23 protein-coding genes and 2 pseudogenes are annotated in these 25,583 nt (G+C 62.0%); 6 read left to right on the top strand and 19 right to left on the bottom strand.

The genetic code is table 11. The features are described from left to right. Positions 1–77 precede the first annotated feature (77 nt). The 6 genes and pseudogenes from PDMSB3_RS20510 to PDMSB3_RS20485 all read right to left on the bottom strand — a co-directional run bounded on the left by PDMSB3_RS20510 (position 78) and on the right by PDMSB3_RS20485 (position 5,658). Positions 78–1,281 (bottom strand): annotated as a pseudogene (locus tag PDMSB3_RS20510) (osmoprotectant ABC transporter ATP-binding protein OsmV). Beyond that, on the bottom strand, positions 1,278–1,931 hold the full coding sequence (locus tag PDMSB3_RS20505; RefSeq protein ID WP_165187554.1) for an ABC transporter permease: 654 nt from the start codon (positions 1,929–1,931) through the stop codon (positions 1,278–1,280). Before PDMSB3_RS20505 ends, PDMSB3_RS20510 begins: the two are co-directional and overlap by 4 nt. Before the next feature lie 15 nt (positions 1,932–1,946). Next, positions 1,947–2,099: pseudogene (locus PDMSB3_RS20500) on the bottom strand (glycine betaine ABC transporter substrate-binding protein); the annotation flags it as partial. Positions 2,100–2,231: 132 nt separating this feature from the next. After that, entirely contained in the window at positions 2,232–3,032 is an 801-nt protein-coding gene (gene scpB / locus PDMSB3_RS20495) for a methylmalonyl-CoA decarboxylase (RefSeq protein ID WP_165187552.1), read from the bottom strand. Beyond that, positions 3,029–4,288 carry a CaiB/BaiF CoA transferase family protein gene (locus tag PDMSB3_RS20490; RefSeq protein ID WP_007178676.1) on the bottom strand — a complete coding sequence of 420 codons (1,260 nt, stop codon included), beginning with the start codon at positions 4,286–4,288 and terminating at the stop codon, positions 3,029–3,031. The genes scpB and PDMSB3_RS20490 overlap by 4 nt, the downstream gene beginning before the upstream one ends. Positions 4,289–4,329: 41 nt before the next feature. Continuing rightward, on the bottom strand, positions 4,330–5,658 hold the full coding sequence (locus PDMSB3_RS20485) for an MFS transporter (protein ID WP_165187550.1): 1,329 nt from the start codon (positions 5,656–5,658) through the stop codon (positions 4,330–4,332). A gap of 175 nt (positions 5,659–5,833) precedes the next feature. Between PDMSB3_RS20485 and PDMSB3_RS20480 the strand changes: the two genes are divergently transcribed. After that, entirely contained in the window at positions 5,834–6,751 is a 918-nt protein-coding gene (locus tag PDMSB3_RS20480; protein WP_165187547.1) for a LysR substrate-binding domain-containing protein, read from the top strand. A gap of 28 nt (positions 6,752–6,779) precedes the next feature. Here the strand turns inward: PDMSB3_RS20480 and PDMSB3_RS20475 are convergent, their stop codons facing one another. Beyond that, positions 6,780–7,679, bottom strand: a complete 900-nt coding sequence (locus tag PDMSB3_RS20475; protein WP_007178673.1) for a DMT family transporter — start codon at positions 7,677–7,679, stop codon at positions 6,780–6,782. 157 nt (positions 7,680–7,836) lie between these two features. On the opposite strand from PDMSB3_RS20475, the gene PDMSB3_RS20470 reads away from it, so the two are divergent. Then, positions 7,837–8,754: a helix-turn-helix domain-containing protein gene (locus PDMSB3_RS20470; protein ID WP_007178672.1), complete on the top strand. Its 918-nt coding sequence runs from the start codon at positions 7,837–7,839 to the stop codon at positions 8,752–8,754. Positions 8,755–8,814: 60 nt separating this feature from the next. On the opposite strand, the gene PDMSB3_RS20465 is transcribed toward PDMSB3_RS20470, so the two are convergent. Next, a complete protein-coding gene (locus PDMSB3_RS20465; RefSeq protein WP_007178671.1) occupies positions 8,815–10,035 on the bottom strand; it encodes a pyridoxal-phosphate-dependent aminotransferase family protein in 1,221 nt (406 codons plus the stop codon). A 161-nt stretch (positions 10,036–10,196) separates the two neighbouring features. On the opposite strand from PDMSB3_RS20465, the gene PDMSB3_RS20460 reads away from it, so the two are divergent. After that, complete coding sequence (locus PDMSB3_RS20460) at positions 10,197–10,922, top strand: GntR family transcriptional regulator (protein ID WP_007178670.1); 726 nt, start codon at positions 10,197–10,199, stop codon at positions 10,920–10,922. Between the two features lie 358 nt (positions 10,923–11,280). On the opposite strand, the gene PDMSB3_RS20455 is transcribed toward PDMSB3_RS20460, so the two are convergent. Beyond that, positions 11,281–11,919, bottom strand: coding sequence for an HD domain-containing protein (locus tag PDMSB3_RS20455; RefSeq protein WP_007178669.1), 639 nt, complete (start codon positions 11,917–11,919; stop codon positions 11,281–11,283). 239 nt (positions 11,920–12,158) lie between these two features. On the opposite strand from PDMSB3_RS20455, the gene PDMSB3_RS20450 reads away from it, so the two are divergent. Then, the gene (locus PDMSB3_RS20450) at positions 12,159–13,118 is read left to right on the top strand and encodes a GlxA family transcriptional regulator (protein ID WP_165187545.1); all 960 of its coding nucleotides are present in this window, start codon (positions 12,159–12,161) and stop codon (positions 13,116–13,118) included. A gap of 111 nt (positions 13,119–13,229) precedes the next feature. After that, positions 13,230–13,988: an SDR family oxidoreductase gene (locus PDMSB3_RS20445; protein ID WP_007178667.1), complete on the top strand. Its 759-nt coding sequence runs from the start codon at positions 13,230–13,232 to the stop codon at positions 13,986–13,988. Between the two features lie 78 nt (positions 13,989–14,066). Here the strand turns inward: PDMSB3_RS20445 and PDMSB3_RS20440 are convergent, their stop codons facing one another. From PDMSB3_RS20440 to PDMSB3_RS20415, 6 genes are all read right to left on the bottom strand, one after another. Next, complete coding sequence (locus tag PDMSB3_RS20440; protein ID WP_007178666.1) at positions 14,067–14,813, bottom strand: winged helix-turn-helix domain-containing protein; 747 nt, start codon at positions 14,811–14,813, stop codon at positions 14,067–14,069. A gap of 858 nt (positions 14,814–15,671) precedes the next feature. Next, on the bottom strand, positions 15,672–16,037 hold the full coding sequence (locus tag PDMSB3_RS20435) for a response regulator (protein ID WP_007178665.1): 366 nt from the start codon (positions 16,035–16,037) through the stop codon (positions 15,672–15,674). A gap of 20 nt (positions 16,038–16,057) precedes the next feature. Further along, positions 16,058–17,029, bottom strand: a complete 972-nt coding sequence (locus PDMSB3_RS20430) for a chemotaxis protein CheX (RefSeq protein ID WP_165187543.1) — start codon at positions 17,027–17,029, stop codon at positions 16,058–16,060. Positions 17,030–17,066: 37 nt separating this feature from the next. Further along, entirely contained in the window at positions 17,067–17,609 is a 543-nt protein-coding gene (locus PDMSB3_RS20425; protein ID WP_007178663.1) for a hypothetical protein, read from the bottom strand. Continuing rightward, on the bottom strand, positions 17,606–18,340 hold the full coding sequence (locus PDMSB3_RS38190) for a methyl-accepting chemotaxis protein (RefSeq protein ID WP_007178662.1): 735 nt from the start codon (positions 18,338–18,340) through the stop codon (positions 17,606–17,608). Before PDMSB3_RS38190 ends, PDMSB3_RS20425 begins: the two co-directional genes overlap by 4 nt. Before the next feature lie 45 nt (positions 18,341–18,385). Continuing rightward, entirely contained in the window at positions 18,386–20,776 is a 2,391-nt protein-coding gene (locus PDMSB3_RS20415; RefSeq protein ID WP_165187540.1) for an ATP-binding protein, read from the bottom strand. Positions 20,777–21,051: 275 nt separating this feature from the next. Between PDMSB3_RS20415 and PDMSB3_RS20410 the strand changes: the two genes are divergently transcribed. Continuing rightward, positions 21,052–22,827: a phospholipase D-like domain-containing protein gene (locus PDMSB3_RS20410; protein ID WP_165187538.1), complete on the top strand. Its 1,776-nt coding sequence runs from the start codon at positions 21,052–21,054 to the stop codon at positions 22,825–22,827. Between the two features lie 42 nt (positions 22,828–22,869). Here the strand turns inward: PDMSB3_RS20410 and PDMSB3_RS20405 are convergent, their stop codons facing one another. From PDMSB3_RS20405 to PDMSB3_RS20390, 4 genes are all read right to left on the bottom strand, one after another. Further along, a complete protein-coding gene (locus PDMSB3_RS20405) occupies positions 22,870–23,565 on the bottom strand; it encodes a DNA alkylation repair protein (protein ID WP_007178659.1) in 696 nt (231 codons plus the stop codon). Beyond that, positions 23,562–23,969, bottom strand: a complete 408-nt coding sequence (locus PDMSB3_RS20400; protein ID WP_007178658.1) for a DUF1398 domain-containing protein — start codon at positions 23,967–23,969, stop codon at positions 23,562–23,564. The genes PDMSB3_RS20405 and PDMSB3_RS20400 overlap by 4 nt, the downstream gene beginning before the upstream one ends. 25 nt (positions 23,970–23,994) lie before the next feature. Continuing rightward, the gene (locus PDMSB3_RS20395) at positions 23,995–24,513 is read right to left on the bottom strand and encodes a MarR family winged helix-turn-helix transcriptional regulator (protein ID WP_165187536.1); all 519 of its coding nucleotides are present in this window, start codon (positions 24,511–24,513) and stop codon (positions 23,995–23,997) included. Between the two features lie 533 nt (positions 24,514–25,046). Beyond that, positions 25,047–25,565, bottom strand: a complete 519-nt coding sequence (locus PDMSB3_RS20390) for a hypothetical protein (protein ID WP_007178656.1) — start codon at positions 25,563–25,565, stop codon at positions 25,047–25,049. Positions 25,566–25,583 lie beyond the last annotated feature (18 nt).

The following is a 25,583-nucleotide window of genomic DNA, read 5'->3' as shown; positions in this document are numbered from 1 at the left end:
GATAACTCAGAATTTTCTCACGGGCGTCGTCTTCAGGCGAGGCGGCGTACTCACGCACTTCGACCCACCCGCCGATTTCACGCGTGATCAGCCGTTGCAACCTGCGCAGCGGCTGCCTCCGCTGCGGCGACGGCGGGCGAGACGATCGCAGGCTGACCGGTCTGCCTGCGCGAACGGCCTGAGCTCAGATAGTCCGCAATCGAATCCTGCGTGACTTCGCCGACATAACGGCCGTCGCCGTCCAGCACCGGCATCCATGACGAATTGAACTGGTACATCTTCGACAGCACGATGCGCAGATTCTCGTCCGCGCTGACCGTCGCCTTGAACGCGCTCAGATGATCACCGCACACGCCTTCGCCCGTGCGCGCCGCGCGGCGCGTCACATAGCCGAGCGCCTGCTGCTTCTCGTCGACAATGGTCAGATAGCGGCTGTCGCTGTCGTCCATCATCTGGAATGCGCGCGCCACCGGCGTATCGGCGCGGGCGGTGTCCGGGTGCGTGGCGGCGTCGCCGGCCTTCACCAGCAAGAGGCGCTTTAACGTGCTGTCCTGACCGACGAACGCGCCGACGAACTCGTCGCGCGGATGCGCGAGCAGCGTATCCGGATGATCGTATTGCACCAGTTGGCCACGGCGGAACACGGCCACACGATCGCCGAGCTTGATCGCCTCGTCGATGTCGTGGCTCACCATGATCACCGTCTTGTTCAGTTGACGCTGCATCTGGAAGAACTCGTTCTGAATCGACTCGCGATTGATCGGGTCGACCGCGCCGAACGGCTCGTCCATCAACAGGACCGGCGGATCGGCGGCCAACGCGCGAATCACGCCGATGCGCTGTTGCTGGCCACCCGACAGTTCGCGCGGATAACGCTTCAGATACTGCTTCGGCTCGAGCGCGACCATCGACATCAACTCCGTGGCCCGTTCGCGGCAACGCTTCCTGTCCCAGCCGAGCAGGCGCGGCACAACCGTGCTGTTCTCTTCGATCGTCATATTCGGGAACAGGCCGATCTGCTGGATCACGTAGCCGATGTGACGGCGCAATTCGACTTCGTTCAGACCCGACGTGTCTTCACCATTGATCAGCACGCGGCCTGAGGTCGGCGCGATCAGACGGTTGATCATCTTCAGCGTGGTGGTCTTGCCGCAGCCCGAGGGGCCGAGAAATACGCAGATTTCGCCTTCGCCCACCGTGGTGGCTCACCGAGTCGACGGCCTTCACCTGCTGGCCGTCTTTTTGAGTAAACGTCTTGGTCAGTTTGTCGAGTTCGATCATGTCTTTTGTACTCCCCTCGGGGTCAGCAAGCGTTGCAGCGCTTGCAGCAGCAGGTCCGCAACAATCGCGAGCACGCTCACGAGCACGGCGCCCACCAACAGTTTCATCATGCTGCTCTGGCCGATCGCGCGGATGATCAGCGTGCCGAGACCGCCGGCGCCGATTACCGCGGCGATCGTCATCACGCCAATGTTCATCACCACCGCAGTACGCACGCCGCCGAGAATCACCGGCACGGCAAGCGGCAAATCGACGAGGCGCAGCCGTTGCCACACCGTCATGCCGATGCCGATGCCCGCTTCCTTGATGCCGGCGTCGACGCTGCGCAGCGCGAGGTAGGTGTTGCGCATGATGGGCAGCAGCGAATAGAGGAACACGGCGGTAATCGCCGGCACCGCGCCAATGCCCTGGCCGAAGCGCGAGAACACCGGAATCATCAAGCCGAACAGCGCGATGGAAGGCAAGGTCAGCACCACCGTTGCAATGCTCAGCAGCGGCGCGGCAAGCCATTCATGCCAATTGATCAGGATACCAAGGGGTACGCCGACGAGAATCGCACAGCCCACCGCGATGCCCACCAGCCATACATGTTGCGCCGTGAGTTGCAGCAATTCAGGCCAGTTAGCCGATAGATAGTCGAATACAGTCATTGTGAAAATCTCCGCTCAGGGCAGCTTGTGCGTGCGCGGGAATTCCGCCGCGACTTCGCGCACCGGCTTGCCGTCGACGTCGACCTGCTTGTTCATCTCAAGCATCGTGTCGTTGTTCAGCGCATCGGACAATGCGTTCAGTTGCGGCGCGAGTTGCGGGTTCTGGTCGAGCGTCGTCTTGCTGTGGCGTCCTCTACCGCTTTTTTAGCTCCCGAAAATACTCACCTCAAACGGCCACCAGTGCGGCCGTGCCAATCTGATTCATCACCTTTTAATCAACCGGCGCATCGGCAAACGATGTCACGTTCCCCCGAACACTGCCGCCCGTCTCTCCGAAAACGCCGCCAACCCTTCGCTGAAGTCAGCACTTTCGCACGCCTGCCGCCGCAGCTCCGCGATCTGCTCCATCGCCTGCACAGGCAGCGGCTGCAAGTCCTCGAGTATCCGCAATTGCTCCTTCACCGCCTGAATCGCAAGCGGAGCCTTGCCGGCAATCCCACGCGCCATGTCGAGCGCCGTTGCCTCCAGCCTGTCGCTGCCGACCAGCCGGTTGACCACGCCGAACCGCTCGGCACGCGCCGCATCGAGCGGCTGCGCGGTGAAGAACATCTCCTTCAGCACGTGAATCGGTACGTTGTTGAAGAACCGCAGCAAGCCGCTCGTCGTATAGGGCAAGCCGATGTTCGCCGGGGTCATTGCGAAACGGGCGGTCTCGTCGGCGACGACGAGATCGCAACTCATTGCCAGATCCACCGCGCCGCCCCACGCCGAACCCGACACCATCGCGATCACCACGCCCGGATACGCACGCACGCGGCGCAACGCCTGTTCGAGCGGCTTGCCGTAGGCGATCGGATCGCGGTCGTGCGCCAGTTCGCCGAGATCGTGACCCGCGCTCCAGACGTCCTGTCCGACGCCGCTGCCCAGTATCACGACGGGTATGCGCCGCGCAGCGAGTTCGACGAGGCGCGTGTCGAGCGCCTGCAGCAACTCGGCGCTGAGCGCATTCCTTCGCGTAGGATGACTGAACGTCAGGCGGGCGATCCGTTCATCGACGATATCGATTGTGACGGTAAATGGTGAAGGGTGCGTCGTACTCATTGTGTGACTCCCGCAGCGCGTTCCGAGGCTTTCTCCAGCGAATGATAGCCGCCCAGCTGATGCACGACCTTTGCGGCAAGCAACGCGTCGATCTGCGCGGCGTCGAAACCCGCCTCGCGCAACACGTCGACGGTATGTTCGCCGAGGCGCGGCGGCGCATGACGACTCGTGTGCCGCGCCGCGCCGTCCGAAGCAGCGGAACCCGACACGGGCGTCACAACCTGGCGCAACGCGCCGAGCGTCGGATGGTCGAGCGTCTCGACGAGTCGGCAATACTGCACCTGCGGGTCGCTGAACACTTCGTCGAGCGTATTGATCGGTCCGGCCGGCAGCCCCGCGTCGATGAACATCCCGGTCCACTCCCGCTTTCCTCGGGTCTTCAAACGCGCTTCGAGCACGGCCTTCAATTCGTCACGATGCGCGACACGCGCTTCATTGGTCACGAAGCGCGGATCGTCCGGCAATCCAGGCAGATCGAGCAACTGGCACAACCGCAGCCACATATCGGACGTGATCGGCGCGAGGTTGAGCGGACCGTCAGCGGTCTCGAACACGCCGTATGGCGCGATCACCGCGTGCGCATTGCCGGTGCGGCGCGGCACGTCGCCAAGGCTCAGGTAACGCTGACCATGCACGCTCAAGAGCCCAACCAGACTCGCGAGCAACGACGTGCTCACATGCTGGCCGCGCCCGGTCCGCTCACGTTCGAGCAGCGCGGCCAGAATCGCCATAGCGAGCCACATGCCCGAACTCAGATCGCCGATCGCGGTGCCCGTGCGCGTGGGGTCGCCATCGGCGAAACCGGTCAGGCTCATCAGGCCGGAATAGCCCTGTGCGATCTGATCGAAACCCGGCCAGCCGCTCATCGGACCTTCCGCGCCGAACGCGTTGATGCTGCCCATCACAAGACCCGGATTGCGCGCGCTCAGCACGTCGTAGCCGAGCCCCATGCTGTCGATGGTGCCTGGCTTGAAGTTTTCGATCACCACGTCGGCGCCGTCGATCAGACGGTGAATCGCGGCCAGTCCTTCAGGATGGCGAAAGTCGATGCACACTCCACGCTTGTTGCGGTTGCAGGACAGATAATACGTACTCACGCCGCGGTCGAACGGTCCCCAGGTCCGGCTCATATCGCCGCCCTGACCCGGCTCGACCTTGATGACGTCCGCGCCGAGATCGGCGAGCACCATCGAACAGAACGGCCCTGACAGCGCACGGCTCAACTCGACGACCTTGATTCCTTGTAACGCTTGCATCCGACTCTCCAGCGAATTGACGACGACAGATAAGAGGTGTGCTATTCCGGCAACGTCTGATGACGCGTCTCGATAGCGAACGGCAGAATCAGCAGCCCGATCACGAAGGCCGCCGCAGTCCACGCCACCGGCAAGCCGAGCGAGCCTTGCCAGTGAATCGCGGCGGCCAGCAGAAAGTTGACGCCGGCACCGAGCAGGCGGCCCACCGACGCATTGAAGGCGAACGCGGTGGCGCGAATTCGCGTCGGGTATTGCTCGGGTAGCCACAACGAGAAGATCGCGAAGTTGCCGCCGAAAAACCCAAGAAACAGCAGCGACACCATGAACAGGTTGAGTCCGTTCGGCAGATAGAAAACCCAGCCGAACGCGAACACGATCGACACGGCCATGCCGGCAAAGTAAGCGCCGAGCGCGAGCCGGCGGCCGAGCCGTTCCGCCAGCCAGGGCGCGGCAAGGCAGCCGAGTATCGTCCCCACGGACAGCACCGCCGCCCCGATCGACGCGAGATGCACGGCCCCGACGCGGCCGATGCCGGCGCGCGTCGCCAGTGTCACGACCGCGCTCGCTTCGTAGACCGAACCCGCCCACAGACCGATGATCGCGACGCCGACGAGACTCGCGCTAGTCAGCGTGCGACGCCGATACGCCGGCGCGAAGATTTCCAGCAACGGCCGGCGAGCCCGCACGGGCGGCGCGCTCGTCTGCCCGATGCCGTGCGTGGCCTTGCGCCACTGCCCCGGCTCCTTCACCTTGAGCACCGTGAAAATCGCGAGCAATGCCGGCGCGAGGCCGCACAGAAACATCGCGCGCCAGCCGTATGTCGCGCCAATGGTGTAGTTCAGCAAAGCAGCGAGGAAGAACCCCAGGTAGTAGCCCGTCTGCAGATAACCGGCGCCCATCTTGCGGCGATCCTCCGGCCAGCTTTCGGCCACATAGGTACCGGCCAGCGCCCATTCGCCGCCCACGCCGATGCCGGCAATCAGCCGGAACGCGGCCAGCTCCCAGACGTTGTGCGCAAACGCCGCTGCGCCGGTGAATACCGAGTAGATCAGGATGCTCGCGGCCAGCGTCTTGACCCGTCCGAAGCGGTCCGCGAGCGGTCCCCAGATGAACGACAGTCCCCAGCCGATCAGAAACAGCGCAAACAGGATCGAGCCGTACATGCCGAGGTTGCCGGGCGTGGCGGCAATCCCCGAAGCGGGCAGCAATTCGGCAAGCGCCGGGACCAGCACCAGCGCGTAGATCACCGAATCCACGCCGTCCATCACCCAGCCGGAGTAGACCGCCCAGAAGCCGCCGATCTGCTCGCGGGTCAGGGGCGTGCGCCGGGGCTTGAGCGCCGGCGTCGATGCAGCGATTACTTTGGCCATGCCTGTCTCCTGGCCGGCGTGAGCCGGCCGTTCTGAAGCGGCGCCGCACCGTTCAGAGCGGGCACGCTTCGGTTTTTTGTGAGTTGAGTATAAGAACGCGCTCGATAATCGAAAAATATGATATTTCTCTAGCTCGATCGGATTTCGTTATGGAATGAAGGAGCGAGCGACGCGCATGGACCTGCGGCAACTACGGTATTTCGTGAAGGTGGTGGAGTGCGGCAACGTCACGCGCGCGAGCGAGGCGTTGCATATCGCACAGCCCGCGATCAGCCAGCAGATGCGCAATCTGGAAACCGATCTGGGCATGCAACTGCTTGAGCGCAGCGTGCATGGCGTCGCGCCCACGGCGGCGGGGCAGACGCTGTACCGGCACGCCGTCGAATTGCTACGGCAAGCCGACGGCACGCGTGAACTGTTGCGTCAGGACGCGGAGTTGCCGCAAGGGAGAGTGTCGGTCGCCATGCCGTCGAGCACGACGCGCATGGTCGCCATCCCCCTCGCGCGCACGATTCGCGATCGTTATCCGGGGATCGCGCTGGAGTTGATCGAAGCGCCGAGTGCGGACCTCGCCAAATTGATCGGCGGCGGACGGGTGGAGTTGGCCGTGGTCGTCGACGCCGTCGAGACACGCGGCGTCGCCTCGCAGAAGCTGCTGACGGAAGCGCTCTATCTGATTGCGTGGCCGGAATTTGCGATGCCGCAGGAGCCCGTGCCGATCGCCGAACTGGCGCGCATGCCGCTGATCCTGCCGAGCGCACCGAATACGATTCGCAGCCGCGTGGAGTGGGCGCTGCGCGAGGCCGGGCAGCCCTGCGAGATTCTGTTCGAGGCCAGTTCCACCGCACTGCTGTTTGCCGCGGTGATGGCAAAGCTCGGCGTAACGATCTTGCCGTGGACGGCGGCGCACGTCGAACTCGATGAACACAAGCTCAAGCTCGCCAAGGTCGACCACCCGCTGTTTTCGCGCGACCTGTCGCTGTGCTGGCACGACACGGCATTGCTAAGCAACGCCGTGCAGAAGGTGAAGGCGACGATCCTCGAAGTGTTCGACAGCCTCGGAAAGCGGCCCGAGTGGATAGGCGCGGATTAGCGCGCCGCCTTGCGCGGAACAATGCCCGTCAGGAAGTGCGCACGCGCCGCACAAAGATACGCCGCGTGAGATCGAAAGCCACCAGATTGCCGGCCACCACCAGCAACAGGCCGACCACGGCCAGCGCGGACCACTGATAGCCCTCGAATACCGTCGATACCGCCAGCGCCACGATCGGAAACAACACCGTGCAGTAAGCGGCGCGCTCGGGTCCGATGCGCCCGACCAGCATCAGATAGGCCGTAAAGCCGATCACCGAGCCGAAAATCGCGAGATAGGCGAGCGCGCCGAGATAACGCGCGGACGGCTCGACGGCGAACGAAAAGCCTGCCAATGCGCTGCCTACCGTCAGGACGCCGGCGCCGATCAGCATCGCCCAGCTATTCGTGGCGAACGGGTGCAAACCCATCGACTGCATCCGGCTCGACAACAGATTGCCAGCCGAAAAGCACAAGGTTCCGAGAAACGCGATTCCCAGACCGAACCAGGCGGCGTGATCGCCGAGATGTCCCGCCATCTGCTGAACGAACAGGCACACGATGCCGACGAGCCCGAGCAACGCCCCGGCGATCGCCGTGGGTTGCAAAGGCCGGCCCATGAACAGGCGGCCGTTGATCGAATTCAGCAGCGGCGCCGTGGAAAACACCACCGCCACGAGGCCGCTCGGCACGACCTGCTCTGCGTAGTAGAAGCACAGGAAATTAAGGCAGAAGAGCGCCAACCCTTGCGCAACCAGGAATCGCCATGCGGCGCGCGGCGGCCAGATCGGCCGGCGCATGATACGTAGCAACGCGAACAGCACCAGTGCCGCGATCCAGAAGCGCCAGGCAATCGACACCGGCGGCGGCACGTCCCCCAGTTGCCATTTGATGGCAATCCACGTGGTGCCCCAGATCAGAACGGTGGAGATATACAGCGACAGATTCATGGCCAGGCCTGCAACAGCGAATATGGGGAGCTCACTATGCCGCAGCCTGGCTGGCCGCACTTGTCCAGGATTGCGCACATTTCAGTAGCCGCACGCCGCCCACGCGGGCCATCGTATACTGGCGCTCATTCAGTCATGACAAGTATTCGCACGCTTCGTGAACACCAGACCGCCCGCTCCCGCGACCCACTCCACTGAAACGCCGTTCGGCCTTCAGTCGGTGTGTCACACGCTGAGCAGCGCGAACGCCAATCTGGACCGGTTCGCGTGGCTCGGCGACCGGCTGGCCATCGCCGTCTGGACGCGCGACACGGAAGAAGCCGAGACCGTCTATGAACGGCCCGGCCATCACACGCTGTCGTGCTATCTGGACGGCGGCTATCGCACCGAGCGCCAGAAAATGCCGGGGCATTACGGCGCGCCGTCGCGGCTCTGCGCGCTGCCCGGCGATCACGAATCACGCTGGTGGGTACGCGGGCACATGCATTTCATGCATCTGTACTTCCTGCCCGAGCATTTCACACAGCGCGCCGTTCAGGAACTCGACCGCGAGCCGCGCGAACTGACGCTCGCGGATCGCACGTATTTCGAAGACGCCCGCATCGCCAGTCTGTGCCAATCGCTTGCGAATGAAGACTGGGAGAACCCCGACGGCTTGCTGCGCACCAACGAGACCGCGCATCAGGTGCTGAGTCTGCTGTTGCGCGCCCAAGGCGTGCGCCGCACGGACGCGTCGCTCAAAGGCGGTCTGTCGGTCGCGACTCGCCGGCGGCTGCGCGACTATATCGAAAGCCATCTTTCGCAGACGCTTACGCTTGGTGAGCTGGCCGGCGTAGCGGCGTTGTCGGAATTTCATCTCGCGCGCATGTTCCGTACTTCGTTCGGACTGCCGCCCGCCGCGTGGATCGCGCAGCAGCGGCTCGAACGCGCCCGCACGTTGTTACGGACTACGACGCTACCGCTCGCGCAGGTCGCCGAGCAATGCGGCTACGCGAACGCCAGCCATTTCAGCCACCGCTTCCGCGAGAGCGTCGGCGTGGCGCCGACCGCGTACCGGCAGGCACTTGCGGCCTGAACGCAGGTCGGCGCGTGCTCAGGCCGCCACTTTCAGGCCTGAACGCAGATCGGCACGTGCTCAGGCCGCCACTTTCAACCCCAAGGCCGTGGCCGCCTGGCTCAACCATTCCATCGCGGCAGGCAAGCCGCTTTCCTTGAGCGGCACGCCCGCGAGCCGCAGACCCATTTCGCAGCCAGCCAGCGTGGCGAGCAGCATCAGATCGTTGCAGTCGCCCAGGTGGCCGATGCGGAACATACGCCCCTTCATCTTGCCGAGGCCCGTGCCGAGCGACATGTCGAAGCGTTCGTAAATGACCTTGCGCACCGCGTCGGCGTCGACACCGTCAGGCATCATCACGCCAGTGAGCACCGGGCTGTATACGGCAGGATCGGCGCACTGAATCTCCAGGCCCCACGCGCGCACCGCGCGGCGGGCCGCTTCGGCGAGACGTTCGTGACGGGCGAACACATTGTCGAGCCCTTCGCCGAGAATCATTTCCAGCGCTTCCGAGAGGCCGTAAAGCAGGTTCGTGTTCGGCGTATACGGCCAGTAGCCGGTCTTGTTCATCTCGACGATTTCAGCCCAGTCCCAGAAACTGCGCGGCAGGCTTGCCTGCTTGCTGGCCGCCACGGCTTTCGGAGAGATCGCGTTGAAGCTGATGCCGGGCGGCAGCATCAATCCTTTTTGCGAACCCGAGACCGTGACGTCGACGCCCCATTCATCATGACGGTAGTCGGCGCACGCAAGGCCCGAGATCGTGTCGACCAGCAGCAACGCCGGATGGCCAGCGGCGTCGATTGCGTGGCGCACGGCGGCGATATCGGAGGTCACGCCCGTCGACGTTTCGTTGTGCACCACGCACACGGCCTTGATCGCGTGTTGCGGGTCGGCACGCAGGCGCTCCTCGATCATTTGGGGCTGCACGCCGCGGCGCCAGCCTTCAATGCCCGGCAGACCGAGGAATTCCGGCTTCAGCCCGAGGCTGTCCGCCATCTTTTTCCACAGCGTGGCGAAGTGGCCCGTTTCGAACATCAGCACGTGGTCGCCAGGGCTCAACGTGTTCGACAGCGCCGCTTCCCAGGCGCCCGTGCCCGAGGCTGGATAAATCACCACGGGCTGCTGCGTCTTGAAGATTTTCTTGATGCCGTCGAGCACCGTCAGACCGAGCTCGCCGAACTCCGGCCCGCGGTGGTCGATGGTGGGGTAGCTCATTGCCCGGAGGATACGGTCGGGCACGGGGCTCGGACCGGGAATCTGCAGGAAATGACGGCCGGCGGGGTGAAAATCTAGCTTGAGCATTGGGCTCCTCCGATTTGAATTTTGCATTCAAAAAACTATATCAGATGAACGATGACGTACCCAAGACGAACGTCACTTTCTGGCACCCGTGTTTACCCGTGCTATTAACTAATCCTTGAGTTTCCTATAAAATCGCGCTATGAGAGGTTGAGGGCTTTTGTATGCAAAATTCTGGTTTTGAGACGGGCATCGCTCCTTCGCCGCTGATGCCGAAGGTCGAGCGGCAGCGTCTGCATGACACGGTGGTGGAGCACATCCGTCGCTTCATCGTCGAAGGCGCGCTCGAAGCGGGCAAGAAACTGAACGAGCGCGAACTGTGCGAGACGCTCGGCATTTCACGCACGCCATTGCGTGAAGCGCTGAAGGTTCTGGCTGCTGAAGGGCTGATCGAAATTTCGCCGAATCGCGGCGCGTCGGTATCGAAAATGTCGGAGGCCGAGTTGCGCGAGACCTTCGAATTGATGAGTGGTCTCGAGGCTTTTTCCGGCGAACTGGCCGCGGAGCGCATGACGGCGGCAGAACTCAGCGAGATCAAGGCGCTGCATTACGCCATGCTCGCGTGCCGTACGCAAAACGATCTACCTGGATACTACAGCCGCAATCAGGCGATTCACGACAAGATCAATGAGGCTGCCAGAAATTCGGCATTGAGGCAGACTTATATGGCGGTCAACCGGCGCCTGCAAGCGCTCAGGTTCCGGTCGAATTTCCAGGTTCCCAAATGGGATCGCGCGATTCACGATCACGACGAGATGCTGAAGGCGCTTGAGGCGCGTGACGGTAAGAAGCTGAGCGCGATTCTCCGGCAACACCTGCTCGATAAGCGTGATGCGGTTTTGCAGGTGCAGTCGCAGGAAGCGGCGGCTGCGTCGCCGCTGAAGACTTAAGGCACGGGATCGGTTTTGCCTTCGGTGCGGACGTACATGCTATGTCGACGCTGAAGGCGCCATATCCCCGCCTCCAGCCGTCCCCTGAACTTATCCCCACAAATTGTTTGCAAGGCTGTGGACAACCTGCGCACAGCCCACCCAAGTGATTGATGCAACGGGCCTATCCTGTGTCGGTGCAGCCACAGGCAACGCGGCTTCCCTGTGACAAGAGTGGTTCTCCAGTCAAGCACCGAGGCCGCGCATGCCGTCCGTCACGGGCGTCAAAGTCGCCCCGCTGTCGCTCGTCGCAATCATCGGTCTCGAACTGCTCGCCAAGCGGCTGCGTCGGACTCTTTGCCCGCGGCACAGACTCAACTCAGTCCTTCCAGGCCGAACCCAGGATCATCGTGCAGAAATTCTCGCGATGATAATGCGGATCCTTCACCGCCAGCACGTCCGCTTTCACGTTGCCGAAGGTAGTCTCCGGTTTGTGAATCGTGCCCTGCGCGAATGCGTCGATAATGCCTTCCTTGAAATGTGCGCCCCGCGGATGCGCGTGAATGACCTCGTGGCGCTGGTGCTCGGAGAATTCATCGTAGGTGAGGCCCAGCACGTCCATTTCCACGCCCGCCGTGACTAGCGCGATCACCGGCTTCATATGCTGCGGAATGCCTGGCGTGGTGTGCAGCGCGATCGAGTTCCACACCTGATCGATGTCGTCCTCACCAATGCCGTAGCGCCGCAGGAAATCACGCGCCGCGTTCGCGCCGTCCACCTCGAAGCGGTCGTGCTCGCTGCTATACGGCGCAACCAGTCCCATGTCATGAAACATCGCGCCGATGTACAGCAGTTCGGCATCGTACTTCAGCTGTTTGCGCGCGCCGGCCAGCGAGCCGAACAGGAAGACGCGCCGCGAATGGTGGTACAGCAGCTCGGTTTCGGTATCGCGCACGAGTTGAGTGGCTTCGCGCGCCATCATGCTGTCGGGAATCTGAATGCCTGCGATCGTGGTCATGTGATGAACTCCGTGATGGATTCGAATGAACGGGACGCGCGTTCTTGGTGATTTGAATGCGCGTTTGGTATGCTGGTCCGCGGCGCTTTTTTCAACCATTCAAGCGCCGCGTCCGATGAAATCCAGTATTGGTCAACGCATCGTCGCAAACAATCGCCGTGGACCGTTGAACACTGCCAAACGCACCGCGTTGACTGCCGCGGCATGCGGAGTCCGTCCGTCGTCAAAGGAAGTTTTCGATGCCCACCGTTGCGATCGCCATCTTTCCCGGGGTGCAGGCGCTCGACGTCGCCGGTCCCGTCGACGTGTTTTCCGAAGCCAACCGGTTCATCGCGCCCGACGATCGTTACGAGGTGACGCTGCTTGGCGCGGAATCCGCGCCATTGCGTGCGTCCAATGGCATGACGCTGGTCGCCGACGCTACTTTCAGCGAAGCACGTCACGCGTTCGATCTCGCGCTGGTCGCGGGCGGCCCGGCGCTGCCCGATCACGCGCCGGATGCGCGCGTACTGGATTGGCTAGCGAACGTCGCCAGCCAGTGCGGCCGTTACGGTTCCATCTGCACCGGCGCATTCGCGCTCGGCCACGCGGGCTTGCTCGATGGCCACAACGTCACCACACACTGGCAGCATGCGGCGCAACTGGCGGCGCAATTCCCCAACGCACGCGTCGATTTCGATCGTATCTATCTGCGCGATGGACCACTCGTGACGTCAGCGGGCGTGACGGCCGGCATCGATCTATCGCTTGCTTTGGTCGCCGAAGATCATGGGCCGCAGATCGCGCTCGCGGTCGCCAAACGCCTCGTGGTGTTCGCGCAGCGGCAAGGCGGTCAATCGCAATTCAGCCCTTATCTGACCGCACCTGCCGACGAGACGTCGCCGGTCGCCAAAGTCCAGGCACACGCCATGGAACGGATTCGCGAGAGCTTCACGGTGAAGCAACTGGCTGATGTCGCAGGTATGAGCGCGCGCAACTTCGCGAGGGTGTTCGTGCAGGAGACCGGGGTAACGCCGCATGAATTCGTCGAACGTGCCCGTGTGGATGCCGCGCGCAAGCTGCTTGAGAGCAGCGGCGCGGCGCTGAAGGCAATCGCGTACGACTGCGGGTTCGGCACGGCGGACCGCATGCGCATTGTCTTCACCAAGCGCATCGGCGCGACGCCCATGCAATACCGCGAACGCTTCCGGTCGCCCTGAGGCCGAGGCAACGCGCCCGGCCGTCAGCGTATGACGCTGGACACTGAGCGCAAGAAAATCTTGCGTGAGAAAATGGCCGCCTCGCTCAAGCCATTGATCCCAAGGACCGACATGACCACCTCTTCTCCGATCCGTGCGATCGTCACCGGCCACACCCGCGGTCTGGGCGCGGCGCTCGCCGAACAACTCCTTGCTCGCGGAATCGCGGTGCTGGGTTTGTCCCGCTCGCGTCACGCCACGCTCAAGGCACGCTTCCCGGCGCTGCTCGAAGAAATCGAACTGGAACTGGCCGACACCGCGCGCGTCACGCAATGGATCGCGACCGATGCGCTACGCGCATTCGCCAGCGGCGCGCAAACCGTTCTGCTGATCAACAACGCGGGGATGGTGCAGCCGATTGGCCCGATTGAAGGACAAGACGCGGCGGCCATCGCGAACGCGGTGAGCCTCAATGTCGCCACGCCGTTGATGCTCGCCAGCGCGCTCGCCGCAGCCGCCGTCGACGCCACCGACCGGCGCATCGTGCATATTTCCAGCGGCGCGGCACGCAATGCGTACGCCGGCTGGAGCATCTACTGCGCGACCAAGGCCGCGCTCGATCACCACGCGCGTGCCGTCTCGCTCGACGCGAACCGTGCGTTGCGCATCTGCAGCCTGGCGCCCGGCGTGATCGATACGAATATGCAGGCGGAGATTCGCGGTAGCGGAGTCGAACAGTTCCCGATGCGCGAGAAATTCGAAGACCTCAAACGCAACGGCCAACTCGCGACGCCCGAACAATGCGCCACCCAGTTGCTCGATTACGCATTGAGCGATGCATTCGGACAAACGCCGGTTGCCGACATTCGCGAGATCGCCAGACCGGCGTAATGAGCAAAAAACGCAGTAACATCGGAGCGGATCAAGTGCTCCCGAAAACTCTCACCTTTGCCCTGACTCGCCGCTGATTTACGCGCCGGGCGCGACCATTACGGTGCGCTCGGCCGCGCCGAGTTCGCCGTGCGGCACGAACACATAGCCGCGTCCCCACACAGTCTGCACGTAGCGCGGCTCCGAAGGATCGATCTCGATCAGACGACGCAGCCGCCAGATCGACACGTCGAGGCTGCGCCCTTGATGCAATACGCTGTTGCCACGCAGCTTCTCGTTGAGCTGCATGCGCGTGAGCACGGTCATCGCGTGATTGACGAAGATCTTCAGTAACGCAAACTCGGAACTGCGCAATGCGAAGTGCTCGTTGTCGCGGCGCAATTCGCGAGCGGAGAAGTTCAGTTCGCAGCGGCCGAAACGATAAGGCGGCCGGGTCTCAGGAGCGCCTGGCGCAACCGCGCCGCGGCGGCGTAGCAACACGCGAATGCGGGCGAGCAGTTCGGCCGGGTCGGCGGGTTTGCTCATGAAGTCATCTGCACCGAGCTCGAGACCTATCACGCGATCAATCGCCTTGCTGCTTGCCGACAGCAGAATCACGGGTACGTCGTTGCCGCCCATGCGCAAGTCGCGCAGCACAGCGAGGCCATCGCCATGCGGCGCCGAGATGTCGAGGACCAGTAGTGAAGGCCGTTCCATCTCGACCACGTGCTTGAGCCCCGCGCCAGGCGGACGTGCAGACACGCCGCAGCCCTGCCCGCGCAATGATTCGCCCACCACCGCAGTCAAGCCGGCATCGGCGCCCACGAAGAGAATATGCTGACTCATCCAACTGATTCCAGGAGACGATCGTTTTTCAGAGACAGGCACCTGGCGTGCGGATATAGTCAATCCGCGCCCGCTGTCGTCCGCGTCGCCAATCTTCTCTGCATGCGGGTATTCTCAAAACGCGGAACAGCCCCCAAGGTTGCCAGTTTCTTCCCAACTCTTTCAACGCGGAACGTGATACGCGGCGGCGCGTGTGGCGCACCGTACGCGTTGCCCGCGTGCTCCCGAAAACACTCACCTTTGGCATGGAGCGCTTGGGATCCTGCGTGAAGTGCGCGTTGAACTGCTCCCGAAAACGCTCACCTTTCGAGCTTGGGGGCAGGCCGCAACAGCATGCTGGGCGTGGCACGGGTGCTCCGGAACAGGCCACTCCCGCAAACCCTCACCTTTAAATCCGGCGGACTAATTTGCATACCCAGGTAAGCGGCCGTGTGCGCGCAGCTTTACAGCCGCTGGAGAGGCGCGACTCGCGCGTGGGACGGATATTGTGATCGAAGTGTGCCGGTCATCGACACCATCGTGCTGAAACAGAGCGGCCTGGTGAGTGCAGATCAACCTTGCCGCTCACCGTTTTCAATCCGAGGCTTGATAGATAGCGCACGCGTGCATCACGCATGCCTCAATGTGAACGACGCTTTCTGGCCGCCGTCACATGGATACTCGAAAGATCCCGAATATTCTCACCTTTGAACAGGCGAACGGATCCAAAGGCATCGCCTCGATCGCCAGACCGGCCGGTTTATTCGCTTATATAGCGTGTTTCGGCCGCCGCAGTGACTGCGCAACAGAGTCAAAACCACGCGCGCACACGGCTCCCGAAAACACTCACCTTTGCGTGCGAGGACTGCGCAGCCGCGTCTAGCTCGCCAGTTTGCGAAACGTTTCCAGCACTGCGTCGCCCTTGAACGGCTTGACGATCCATCCCTTGACGCCTGCCGCCTTGCCGCGCTCCTTCATCGCCGGGCTGCTCTCGGTCGTCAGCATGATGACGTTGACGGTCTTGTTCGCGAGCTCACCGCGAATCTTCTCGACCATCGTCAGGCCGTCCATATTCGGCATGTTGACGTCGCTGATCACCAGCTTGATGCCGGGGCTGGCCTTCAGCTTGGCGAGGCCGTCCTTGCCGTCCACCGCCGTGTCGACGTCCAGACCGTTTTTCTTGAGAAAGCCGGCCACTTCGTCGCGCACCGTGCTCGAATCATCCACCACCAGAATTTTCGACATGTTTTTTCCTATGACCACACTCAGAACAGATCCAGTTCGCCTGCCTCGACCATTGCGCCGACGTCGTCCGCGACTTCCTTGAAGTCCTCCGGCGACCAGCTCAGGCTGAACACAAAACGTTGATGCAACTTGACCGCCCGGGTCGACTTCGGGTCTTTCAACCAGTACGTGAAGCACAGTTGCGGATTGCCGCTGCCAAACGAGATGTACTTGTGCTTGTGATTCACCAGCAGCGGCACCTGGACCTGGCTGCGTGCCCAGGCATCCGCATCGCCTACATAGCGGTTCCGGAAGGAACCCCAGATCAGATTCGTCACCTCGCCGAGCACGCTGTTGAGATCGCGGAAATCCGCCTCGCCGCGCTGCGTGTTGTCGATCATCTGGTGACGATCGAGCAGTTCGAGGATCGGCGTCTCTTCGGCCTGCATCATCATGTAGCCGCGGCACCATGCGCTTTCCAGCGGAATCAGGCTGAACACCTCGCCGAAGATAATGCGGTCGCGCACGATATGCGGCGTGTCGCACGTGATGGTCAGATCCTTGAACACGTCGCCGAGAATGGCTTGTGTCATGTCGGCAATGCCACGCACCAGCGCGTTCGGATAATCCAGGCTGAAGATGTACTCGTCGATCACCTGGCGCAGCGGCGCCATATCGTGGGCGACATACGCGGCGCACACCACGCGTCGCAAGCCCTCCGGCAAGTCGTCCATGCCTGGGTCGTTATCCCGACGCATGATGATCGGCAACTCGGGGCGCACCGCGTTGATCCTGATCGCGATTTCGGCGCTGGCTTCCGGCGAACCGCCGTAACGCTCGGAGAACAACACCGCGCCCAGATCGATATTCGAGCGCAGGACCGACTGCAGGCGGTTTTTGGCGACTTTCACGCCGACCAGGTTGTTCTCGTCGCAGAAGCGCTTCAGCGCTTCTTTGTGAGCCGGGCAATCGTCCAGCACCAGCACTTTGCTGACCGGTTTGTTCATGTTCATCTCGCGTTCCTGCTCACAGCGGCAATGGCTTGCCCAATCAAAACAATTCCAGCTCGCCGCCGGTTTCTTCGAGCGCGCTCGTGTCGGCGACGAAGTCGATCGGCGCATAGGCGCATACGCATACCGTCGCGGCAAGCCGCACGGTGCCGTTCAGCGTGACCGAATACGACGACAGCAAACCCGGCTTCAATTCATGCAGATGCGGCAGGCAACGCGCGTTCAGCACGTAAGGCGTCGACATGCCGAGGTCCGGAAAGTAGCGCAACAACTCCTGATTCATCGCCCCGCAACACAGATTGCAGATTTCCAGAAAGACTTCCTGGAACGGCCGCTCGTCGGCGGCGTCTTTGAGGTAGTAAGCGCGCGTGCTCTCGTCTTCGTCGAAATGAAGAATCAGCAACAACCTGAACACGATCGACGAAATGGTCAACACGACCACTTGCGTGTCTTTGGATACTCCAACGCTGGCGTCGGCAATCGGCGCGATCTCGCACAGATCGCCGGCATCCAGCGGCAAACGCGCCTGGGCGGCCTTGCGGAAAATGCGGTCGAAGCTGTCCTTGGCGTGGACCGAAATCACACCGCCACCTCATGCAGCTTCGAATGAAACTGATTGGCCAGCGACTCGACGCTGGCGAGCGACGCCGCGATCATCTTGCCACCCGCCTGAATGTCCTGAAACGTGGAAGTCGTGGTCAGGTCGTTGCGGTGCAGGCTGTCGCGATAGCTCTTCGACAACTCTTCGGACCGCGCGGCAAGCGCGCGCACTTCGCTCGCCACCACCGCGAAGCCGCGACCGGCCGGACCCGCCCGCGCGGCTTCGATCGACGCGTTCAGCGACACGATCACCACATGCCGCACAATCGACGACAGTTCCTGATTCTTCGCGTGCATGTCGTTGTTTTGCGTCATGAGCGAAATCATCTGCTCGTGCCAGCGCTCGAACGTCGCGCCGAGACTCTTCAGACGCTCGGCCTCGCCGGCGATCTTCTGGGCCTGATGTGCCAGTTGGTCTTTGTCCTCGGTGGCCGCTTTCAGCGCGGCGCGCAGTTCTTCGGCGTTTGCCGTCTGGAGCGCGAGTTCGTCGCGCAACTGCGTGGTCAGCGCTTGCAGTTCCTGTTCCGCCCGCTCGCGCTCCGCAATCGCTGCGCCATGCCCGGCCTGGGCGGCCTCGAGTGTGTCGATCCGCGCTTGCGCTTTCGCGTGCAGCCGTGCCGTCAGCTTTGCGCTGTGCAGCTTGTGCGCGGCAAATGCCAGCAGCGCGGTGACCGCGCTGCTGGCTGCTACCGCCAATACATACTGTTGAATCACAACCGTTTCCTTCAAATGCCGCCGCGACGTACGCCGATGCGGCGCTCAGTCCGCCATCGCGTCGAGTTGCAGTGCGCCGGCTTCGCCGCGCGCTTCTACGCCGAGCGTATCGACAGCGATGCTATCCGGCAGACAGACGATCGTCTGGAACTGACGGTACGCCGCGCCCTTCTGATCATCGGTAAAGCGCAGTTCGATGCTGCCGTTCGCGCGCTTGAGAAAATCGCGCACCGCGTCCATACCGACGCCGCGCCCCGACAACTCCGTCACCGTTTCCGCGGTCGAGAAGCCCGGCCGGAAAATGAAATCGGCGATCGCTTCGTCGCTCAGCGTGTCGTCAGGGCCAATCCAGCCGCGCTCCGTTGCGATACCGCGAATGCGTTCGAGCGCGAGGCCGCGGCCGTCGTCGCTGAGCGTGATCTGCAACGCGCCGCTATCCAGGCCGACTTCGATACGGATCGAGCCGGCAGGCGCCTTGCCGTGCGCGCTGCGTGTCTCTGCGGTTTCGATGCCGTGGTCCATCGAATTGCGCAGCAGATGCATGAACACGTTGTTCAGCGTGCCGCCCGCCTCGCCACGCAGACGGTAGCCGTTGTCGTCGACACGCACGCTCGGCGCGGGCTTGCCCAGCTCGCTCGCGAGCGAAGGCAGCGAATCCAGCACGCCGGATAGCGCGTCTCGCACGCTTTCGCTACCCAGTGCCCGCAGCGTGCGGCGCAGCGCATCACGCATGGACTGAAGTTCCTGCAGTTCGCCGGCGTTGGTCTGTTCCAGCATGCTAAGCGTGTGCTGGATATGTTCCCTGGCGACCATCACGTAATGGCCCGAGTTGCCGGCCTCGTTGGCCTGGCCTTTGCCCTTGCGACCAAGACTCTGTTCGTTGATCTTCGCGTAGCTCTCGATAGCCTCGCGAACGCGCGTCAATTCACGCATCAGATGCTCCTGATCCCACGAACGGCCCGCATCCGGTTGGCGCAGCTCGTGATAGCTCTGTTCGGTTTCGTGCACGACGTTGGTCAGATGCTGCAGGTTGTAGGTGCGCGCATTGCCCTTGATGGTGTGCATGTTGCGGAACAGCTCGGCAATCGCCGCGTGATCCGCCGCCGAGTGCTTGCGGATGATCCGCTCGTTCTCGCTGATAAAACCGGCCGAGCTCTCAATGAAGTGATGGAACTTCTCTTCACTCACCGCGAGAATTTCGCCGATCATGTCCAGACGGCGGCGCTGTTCGCTGGCCTCCGCCGCGAGCTTGCGCAGTTCGGTAACGTCGCGCACGCAAAGCATCAGGCGCACGATCACGTCGTTTTCGTCGGTAATCGCCGACCAGCTCAGGTCGAGAATCTTCACGCGGCCGTCGGGCATGCGTTTGGAAATCTCGCCGACCAGCAGATGCTGATTGAACGCGAAGTTGATGCAGTCTTCGCCGAGGCAGGCATGCACGGCCGCATCGACTTGCGAGAGCGCGTCCGAACCGATGTCGGTGTCCGCGAACACCAGATCCATCAAACCGCGCCCGGCAATATCCTTCGTTTCGAAGATGTCTTCCAGATAGGCCGAGTACTCCGCGTGGATCACGGCGCCGTCGATCACTGTCAGAATGCCCTGCTGCATGTTCTGCAACATCGCCTGAATGTCAGCGGTTTTCTGCTTGAGTTGCGCCGAGCTTTCCTGAATCTTCTCGATCATGCCGTTGAAGGCGACGATCGAATGACCGATCTCATCCAGCCGGCCGACCGGAACGCGCCGCGTGAAATCCTGGCTCGACGCGATTTCGCTCATCATGGCCTGCATGCGGCTGAGCGGACGCGTGATCTGGCGGTAAAGCAGCGCGCCGATGAAAGTCAGCAGAATGATCGCGATACCCGTGACTGCGGCGATCGCCGTGGTTGTCGTGGCGAGTGTGGCGTTCAGCGTGGTAATCGCCTCGTCTTTCTCGCGATTCTTCTCGACGCGCAAGGTCTCGACGATCCCTTCGAGTTCGTCGCGATATTGCGCGACATTGGCAAACAGATAGGCCTGCGCGAGTTCGTTCTTGCCCTCGGCCTTCATTTTGGCCGTCTCGGCAATCGCGGAGAAATAGTTCTGGAGACTGTCGTTGGCCTGCGAAACGAGCCCCTTCTGCGCGTGGCTCGCGGCATCTTTGTCCTGCAACGCCAGCGCCTGTTGCAGCGAAGCTCGCTTCTTGTTCAGTTCGTCCTGCGCCTGGGCGACCATGTTGGCGTCGGGCGCGTAGACCAGCGTCATCGTGGCGAGTTGCACGTCCTTGACTTGCGACACGAGATCGGCGGAAGCAAGCGCGCTGGGCACGACGCCTTCCGTGACCTTGCGCACCTCGCCTGCGCTGCCGCGCGTCTGGTAGACAGCGTAGCCGCCGATTGCCGATAAGGCGACGAACATCAGAACAACCAATAGCGTGATGCGATGACGAATAGTCATGTTAACCCCCCGGGGTCTGGCCTTCGCGTCAGCCCTCATGGGGAGCAGCGCGTTTTATGCGAAATATGCTCTGACTTGCAGCGCTGCGGAGTATTACGCACGCATATTACTAAGCGATGACTACAGAATTCTGGAACACATTTAAGTATTAAATTTATCTCTCAAGTTTTCGAATAACGCGCCGTTAACTAGCGTCTTTTTAATTTGTATCTTGTCACCATTCCAACAAACTGTGCGTCCAGACTAAAGCTCCATTCGACACCGTGGAGCAACTGATGAATGTCAGCGTCCGCAGTTATCTGTCCCCGACACTCGTCCTGCTGGCTTTCGACTGGCCCGAAGGCGGCACGCGTGAAGACTTCCTCGGTTTCGCCATCAAACGGACGCCGGGGTTCCTCGCGACCGATGGACAGGAGCGCGAAGCCAGCAGTTGGCTACCCAACCGGTTGACCTTTAAAGGCGCGGTGCCGGATACGCAGAAAGACGCGCCGTCGAATGAGGCGCCCATTCAGAAATTCATGTGGTGGGATGCGCGAATCGACGAAGCGGATCGCGAGAAGTCGTTCACCTATCTCGTCTATCCGGTAATCGGCAATCCAGAGGCGCCGCAATTGCTCCACGCGCAAAAGGGCGAATGCAAGTTGAGTTTGCCCGCGCATATGGAGGAGAGCATCGGCTCATGGTTCAATCGCGCCGTGGTCAGCTCACAGGCTTTCGCGCGCAAAGTCGCCGCGCTTCATCTCGCGCCGCACGCGGCGCCGTCGACGGAACAGGCATTGCGGCTGCGCACATGGCTTGCGAACGACTTGCAGGAAGCCTTCGCGCTCACACTCGATCATGCGCAGCGCGCGGCGTCGGCGGTGTACCACCTGACCGATCCGCTTTGGGCGATACCGGCTTTCGAAGCGTTCGGCAAGAAGCAGGGCAAAGCGTCGCTCGCTGTTGTGTACGACTCGCACAAAGTGTCGCAGAAGGGCAAACCGCCCGCACCGTCGCCGAATCAGCCTGCCGTCGACGAACTCGGAGATGTCGCCACCTTCGCGCCGCGCGACAAGACGCACATCATGCATGACAAGTTCATCGTGGTGAACAACGGCAACGGCGCGGCATCACCGGCGCGCGTGCTGACAGGTTCGGCCAATTTCACCACCGAGGGCATCACGGAGCAGGCGAACGTGCTGCATCTGTTCGATTCGCCGGAACTGGCCACGCTCTATAGCGACCGCGCCAAGGCGCTCGCCGGCAATCCGACCATTGCCGCGACCGCGAAGCTCACGCCGGGCTGGTCGGACTCGATTCGGATCGGCAGCGCGCAAGTGCGGGTCTGTTTTTCACCGGAAGAGAAAGACTCGCGTTTGCAGATCGACACGATCGTCGATGCGATCAGCAAAGCGAAGCACTCCGTGGTGTTCTGCCTCTTCATGCCGACCGATGCGCCACTGCGCGAGGCCTGTTTCGCGGCCGGCGACAAAGGCCTGATGATGTTCGGCCTCGTCAATCACATCAGCCCAAAGTCGGCCGAAGCTGCGGAGGAGGCGGAGAAAAACGGGCAGATCGTCTCGACGACGGCGCTCGCCAACATGGAGCTGTATCACCGCGGCCGCGACAAGCGCGACGTGATCGACGCGGAGTATTTTTCACCGGCGACCGTGCCGGCAGGCTTCGAACCCGAGCTACGCCTTTTTCCAGGCGAGCACCCGCCGGAGTACGCACCCGTCATCATTCACCACAAGTTCCTGGTGATCGACGCAGAGGGCACGAATCCGGTCGTCTACACGGGTTCGGCAAACATGAGCAACAACTCCGAACATTTCAACGACGAGAATCTGCTGGAGATTCGCGACCGCCGCATTGCCGGCACGTATCTCGCGGAGTTTCTGCGGCTCTATGAGCACTATCGGGCGCGCGCGTTGGCCATACGGCAGAAGAAGAACGACGATACGCATGAGCGTTTGATGCTGGCGCCGGATGGGTCATGGGCGAAGAAGTATTTCATCGCCGATAGTCCGGAAGACAAGGCGCGTGTCGCGCTGGCGCACGGCGGCGATTGACGTTCGCACTTCGAAAGTTGTGCGTTCAGCGTACAGGCGAATTCAGCGGATCGGCGGCAGATGCTTTGATGCTTCGCGCAGAGTGAGCGGTGATATGAGGTCTCGCGAGGCCGACAGAAAGCCGCTCACCACGTCGGGCGCGTGCCGCGCGTAGTCCCGCAAGGCCCAGCCGATCGCTTTGCGGATAAAGAAGTCGCTTTCCGCGGCCAGCGCACGCGCGTACCCGAACAACCGGTCTTCGTCGGTATGCCCGCGCCAGCCGAGTTGATGAATCATTGCAATGCGCCGCACCCATAACGATTCGTGCTGAAGCGCGGTGTCCATCGCGGCCTGCGCCTGCGGCGCCTCGACTCGCGCCGCTTTCAGCACGCCGCCTACCACGGCCGCGAGCGGATCGACCGAATCCCACCACGAAGCATGCTGCGCGATCGTCAGCAGACGCGCGATGTCACCCAGCGCGAGCGTCTTCCATTTGCGCGCCAGCAGATCCGTGGCGACATACTGGTACTCGCGCGCCGGCATGGTCCATAGGACATTGGCGTATACCAGCAGATGATCGGCGTTCTCCACCTGCAGCGCCTTTAGTACCGGCAAAACTGCTTGCCGCCGCAGCGGCGTCGGCACGCCGATGAACTCGAAGTGGTGGCGCATGTAGGCGCGCATCGCGAGTGCGCGCTCCGCGTCAGCGTGCGGGGCGAGCGCGGCCTTGATTTCCCTCGCGAAAGCGTCAGGCGTCATTGGGGAAAGCGCTCGACGTGAACTTCGCCGCGCCGGCCGAAATACTGCACCTGGCGTCCCGTGATCCAGACGAAATAGCCGACGCATCCTGCCGCCAGAGTTCGGCTCACGAACTCCGCGTATTTGACTGCGCCGCTTTGCGCGCCGCGCACGGCCTGGGTCACGGCATCGGCGTCGAATGCGTTCGCAATGGCGACGTCGGGCAGCGGCAAAGCGATCACGTGCGTCTCGCCGCCGGGCGCGTAGTACGTATGCTCGCCGCGACGGTAATCGGTGAAATACGATTCAATACCGGCCTCACCGAGCGCGCGCACCACCGAGCCGAAGTCGATCGTACCGTTGTGGGATTGATGCGCACAGTTTTCGGCGGCGCGACGGCTTGCTTCATTGAGCTTTGCAGACATGACTATCTCCGGCACGATTGCGCGTTTATTCGATGGGCACCGCTTTCAGACCGTGGACGGCAACCACGTTTTTCATGGCGTCGACAATCGCCGTTTTGACCGAAGCGGGCAGGTGGCCGAAGAACTCTTCGTCGTTCTGATCGGCCAGCCGCGCCAGCTCGGGAACGAGCTTCAGTCCCGACGCGCTCAACGCGACGACGTGATTGCGGCGGTCTTCTTCGACCGTCTCGCGTTCCAGCAGCGCCTTGGCTTCAATACGCGCCAGCAGTTTCGACACCGTGCCCTTACTCATGCCGGTGCGTGCGGCCAGCGCCGTAGCAGACGTGGGGCCCGAGCCGTAAATCTCCCGCAGCAACACCCACTCGGACACGGTTACGCCGTGGGCTTCGACTTTCATCTGGAACCCATGCGATACGTGATTCGACACGAAGCGCAGCCAGTAACCGACGTGCGATTCGAGACCGCTAACGGGTTTCTTTCGGTCCGCCGCGGGCTTCTTGCGAGCCGGCGTATTGGCGTTGTCTTTCTGACGAGAACCTTGCATGGGGTAAACGGAGTAGCGGAGAGCGTTGACCGGATATTAGTTTCCTAGGAAACCAATGTCAAGCTCATCGAAAATCAGACAGACGAGGGCTTGGAGTTGTGCTCCCGAATTCCCTCACCTTTGCATTTGAAGTGCGCACACAGGTGGCCATATTCTCACCTCGCCGGCTCCCGAATATTCTCACCTATAGCAGGAGCGCGGCCTTACGCTTTGCGATCACAGACAACTGGCTCGTCATTCATGGCGATGAAGACAACTCCCTGGAAATCCTCACCTTATCGCAGGTGCGGATTCAATGCGCCGATCGCTCACCTCCTGGAACCGCTCACCTTTTCGGACGATCTCCTGGAACTCCTCACCTTACGTATCTTCATAAGCGATTGAAGTGCTGTTCAGCTCCTGGAACGACTCACCTTTGAGCGAACTCGATCGGTCTCCTGGAAAGCTTCACCGTTGATCTGGATGAGGTCATCTCCTGGAATTCCTCACCATCCTGGAATCGCTCACCTATAGAGGCGCATCACGACAATGGACTAGAACTTGACCTTCAACTGAAACCCGATCGTAAACGGAAGATCATCCGATGGGATCGGCGGAATCACAATGAAGTTCGCACCCACCCGCTTATATTCGACCATGACGATCGGCGCGACCACCGGGCCGATCGTATGATTGCGGCCCAAACCCCAGTTGCCGTAGTTATATCCCGAGATGATCCCGCCGATCGCCGCGATCCGCACGATGCCCCAATGCGCGAACTCCGGCGCCCACACACCGCCGCCGTAATACGAAGGCCGGCGCAACGAATTACGAAAGCCACCGGCAGTCAGCGCCCATTGGTTATTGAGCCAGCATTCGACGCCGAGTCCCGGGTTGAACTGTTCGAAATGGGTGTTCGGGTCGGGGTTGATGTGATACGAACCCAGCATGGCGTCGACCCATACGCCGCCTTCGCACCAGTTGCCTGCATGCGCGGCGGAGGCCGCGGCCAGGCTGGCAACAAGCGCAAGTGCCGCGCGTCGGATGTTCTTGTTGATCTGCCGAAAATGCATGTACTCTCCGCCGCCGGT

It is taken from the genome of Paraburkholderia dioscoreae, assembly GCF_902459535.1.
Taxonomy (GTDB): Bacteria; Pseudomonadota; Gammaproteobacteria; order Burkholderiales; family Burkholderiaceae; genus Paraburkholderia; species Paraburkholderia dioscoreae.
This window is presented reverse-complemented; position numbering and strand designations above follow the sequence as displayed.

Excerpts from the sequence above, each read along its gene's own strand:
- PDMSB3_RS20450 (WP_165187545.1), top strand. The coding sequence starts at position 12,159 with ATGCCCACCGTTGCGATCGCCATCTTTCCCGGGGTGCAGGCGCTCGAC.
- PDMSB3_RS20390 (WP_007178656.1), bottom strand. The coding sequence starts at position 25,565 with ATGCATTTTCGGCAGATCAACAAGAACATCCGACGCGCGGCACTTGCG.
- PDMSB3_RS20445 (WP_007178667.1), top strand. The coding sequence starts at position 13,230 with ATGACCACCTCTTCTCCGATCCGTGCGATCGTCACCGGCCACACCCGC.
- PDMSB3_RS20455 (WP_007178669.1), bottom strand. The coding sequence starts at position 11,919 with ATGACCACGATCGCAGGCATTCAGATTCCCGACAGCATGATGGCGCGC.
- PDMSB3_RS20395 (WP_165187536.1), bottom strand. The coding sequence starts at position 24,513 with ATGCAAGGTTCTCGTCAGAAAGACAACGCCAATACGCCGGCTCGCAAG.
- PDMSB3_RS20435 (WP_007178665.1), bottom strand. The coding sequence starts at position 16,037 with ATGTCGAAAATTCTGGTGGTGGATGATTCGAGCACGGTGCGCGACGAA.
- PDMSB3_RS20440 (WP_007178666.1), bottom strand. The coding sequence starts at position 14,813 with ATGAGTCAGCATATTCTCTTCGTGGGCGCCGATGCCGGCTTGACTGCG.
- PDMSB3_RS20410 (WP_165187538.1), top strand. The coding sequence starts at position 21,052 with ATGAATGTCAGCGTCCGCAGTTATCTGTCCCCGACACTCGTCCTGCTG.
- scpB (WP_165187552.1), bottom strand. The coding sequence starts at position 3,032 with ATGAGTACGACGCACCCTTCACCATTTACCGTCACAATCGATATCGTC.
- PDMSB3_RS20480 (WP_165187547.1), top strand. The coding sequence starts at position 5,834 with ATGGACCTGCGGCAACTACGGTATTTCGTGAAGGTGGTGGAGTGCGGC.
- PDMSB3_RS20465 (WP_007178671.1), bottom strand. The coding sequence starts at position 10,035 with ATGCTCAAGCTAGATTTTCACCCCGCCGGCCGTCATTTCCTGCAGATT.
- PDMSB3_RS20415 (WP_165187540.1), bottom strand. The coding sequence starts at position 20,776 with ATGACTATTCGTCATCGCATCACGCTATTGGTTGTTCTGATGTTCGTC.
- PDMSB3_RS20475 (WP_007178673.1), bottom strand. The coding sequence starts at position 7,679 with ATGAATCTGTCGCTGTATATCTCCACCGTTCTGATCTGGGGCACCACG.
- PDMSB3_RS20505 (WP_165187554.1), bottom strand. The coding sequence starts at position 1,931 with ATGACTGTATTCGACTATCTATCGGCTAACTGGCCTGAATTGCTGCAA.
- PDMSB3_RS20460 (WP_007178670.1), top strand. The coding sequence starts at position 10,197 with ATGCAAAATTCTGGTTTTGAGACGGGCATCGCTCCTTCGCCGCTGATG.
- PDMSB3_RS20485 (WP_165187550.1), bottom strand. The coding sequence starts at position 5,658 with ATGGCCAAAGTAATCGCTGCATCGACGCCGGCGCTCAAGCCCCGGCGC.
- PDMSB3_RS20405 (WP_007178659.1), bottom strand. The coding sequence starts at position 23,565 with ATGACGCCTGACGCTTTCGCGAGGGAAATCAAGGCCGCGCTCGCCCCG.
- PDMSB3_RS20430 (WP_165187543.1), bottom strand. The coding sequence starts at position 17,029 with ATGAACATGAACAAACCGGTCAGCAAAGTGCTGGTGCTGGACGATTGC.
- PDMSB3_RS20400 (WP_007178658.1), bottom strand. The coding sequence starts at position 23,969 with ATGTCTGCAAAGCTCAATGAAGCAAGCCGTCGCGCCGCCGAAAACTGT.
- PDMSB3_RS20490 (WP_007178676.1), bottom strand. The coding sequence starts at position 4,288 with ATGCAAGCGTTACAAGGAATCAAGGTCGTCGAGTTGAGCCGTGCGCTG.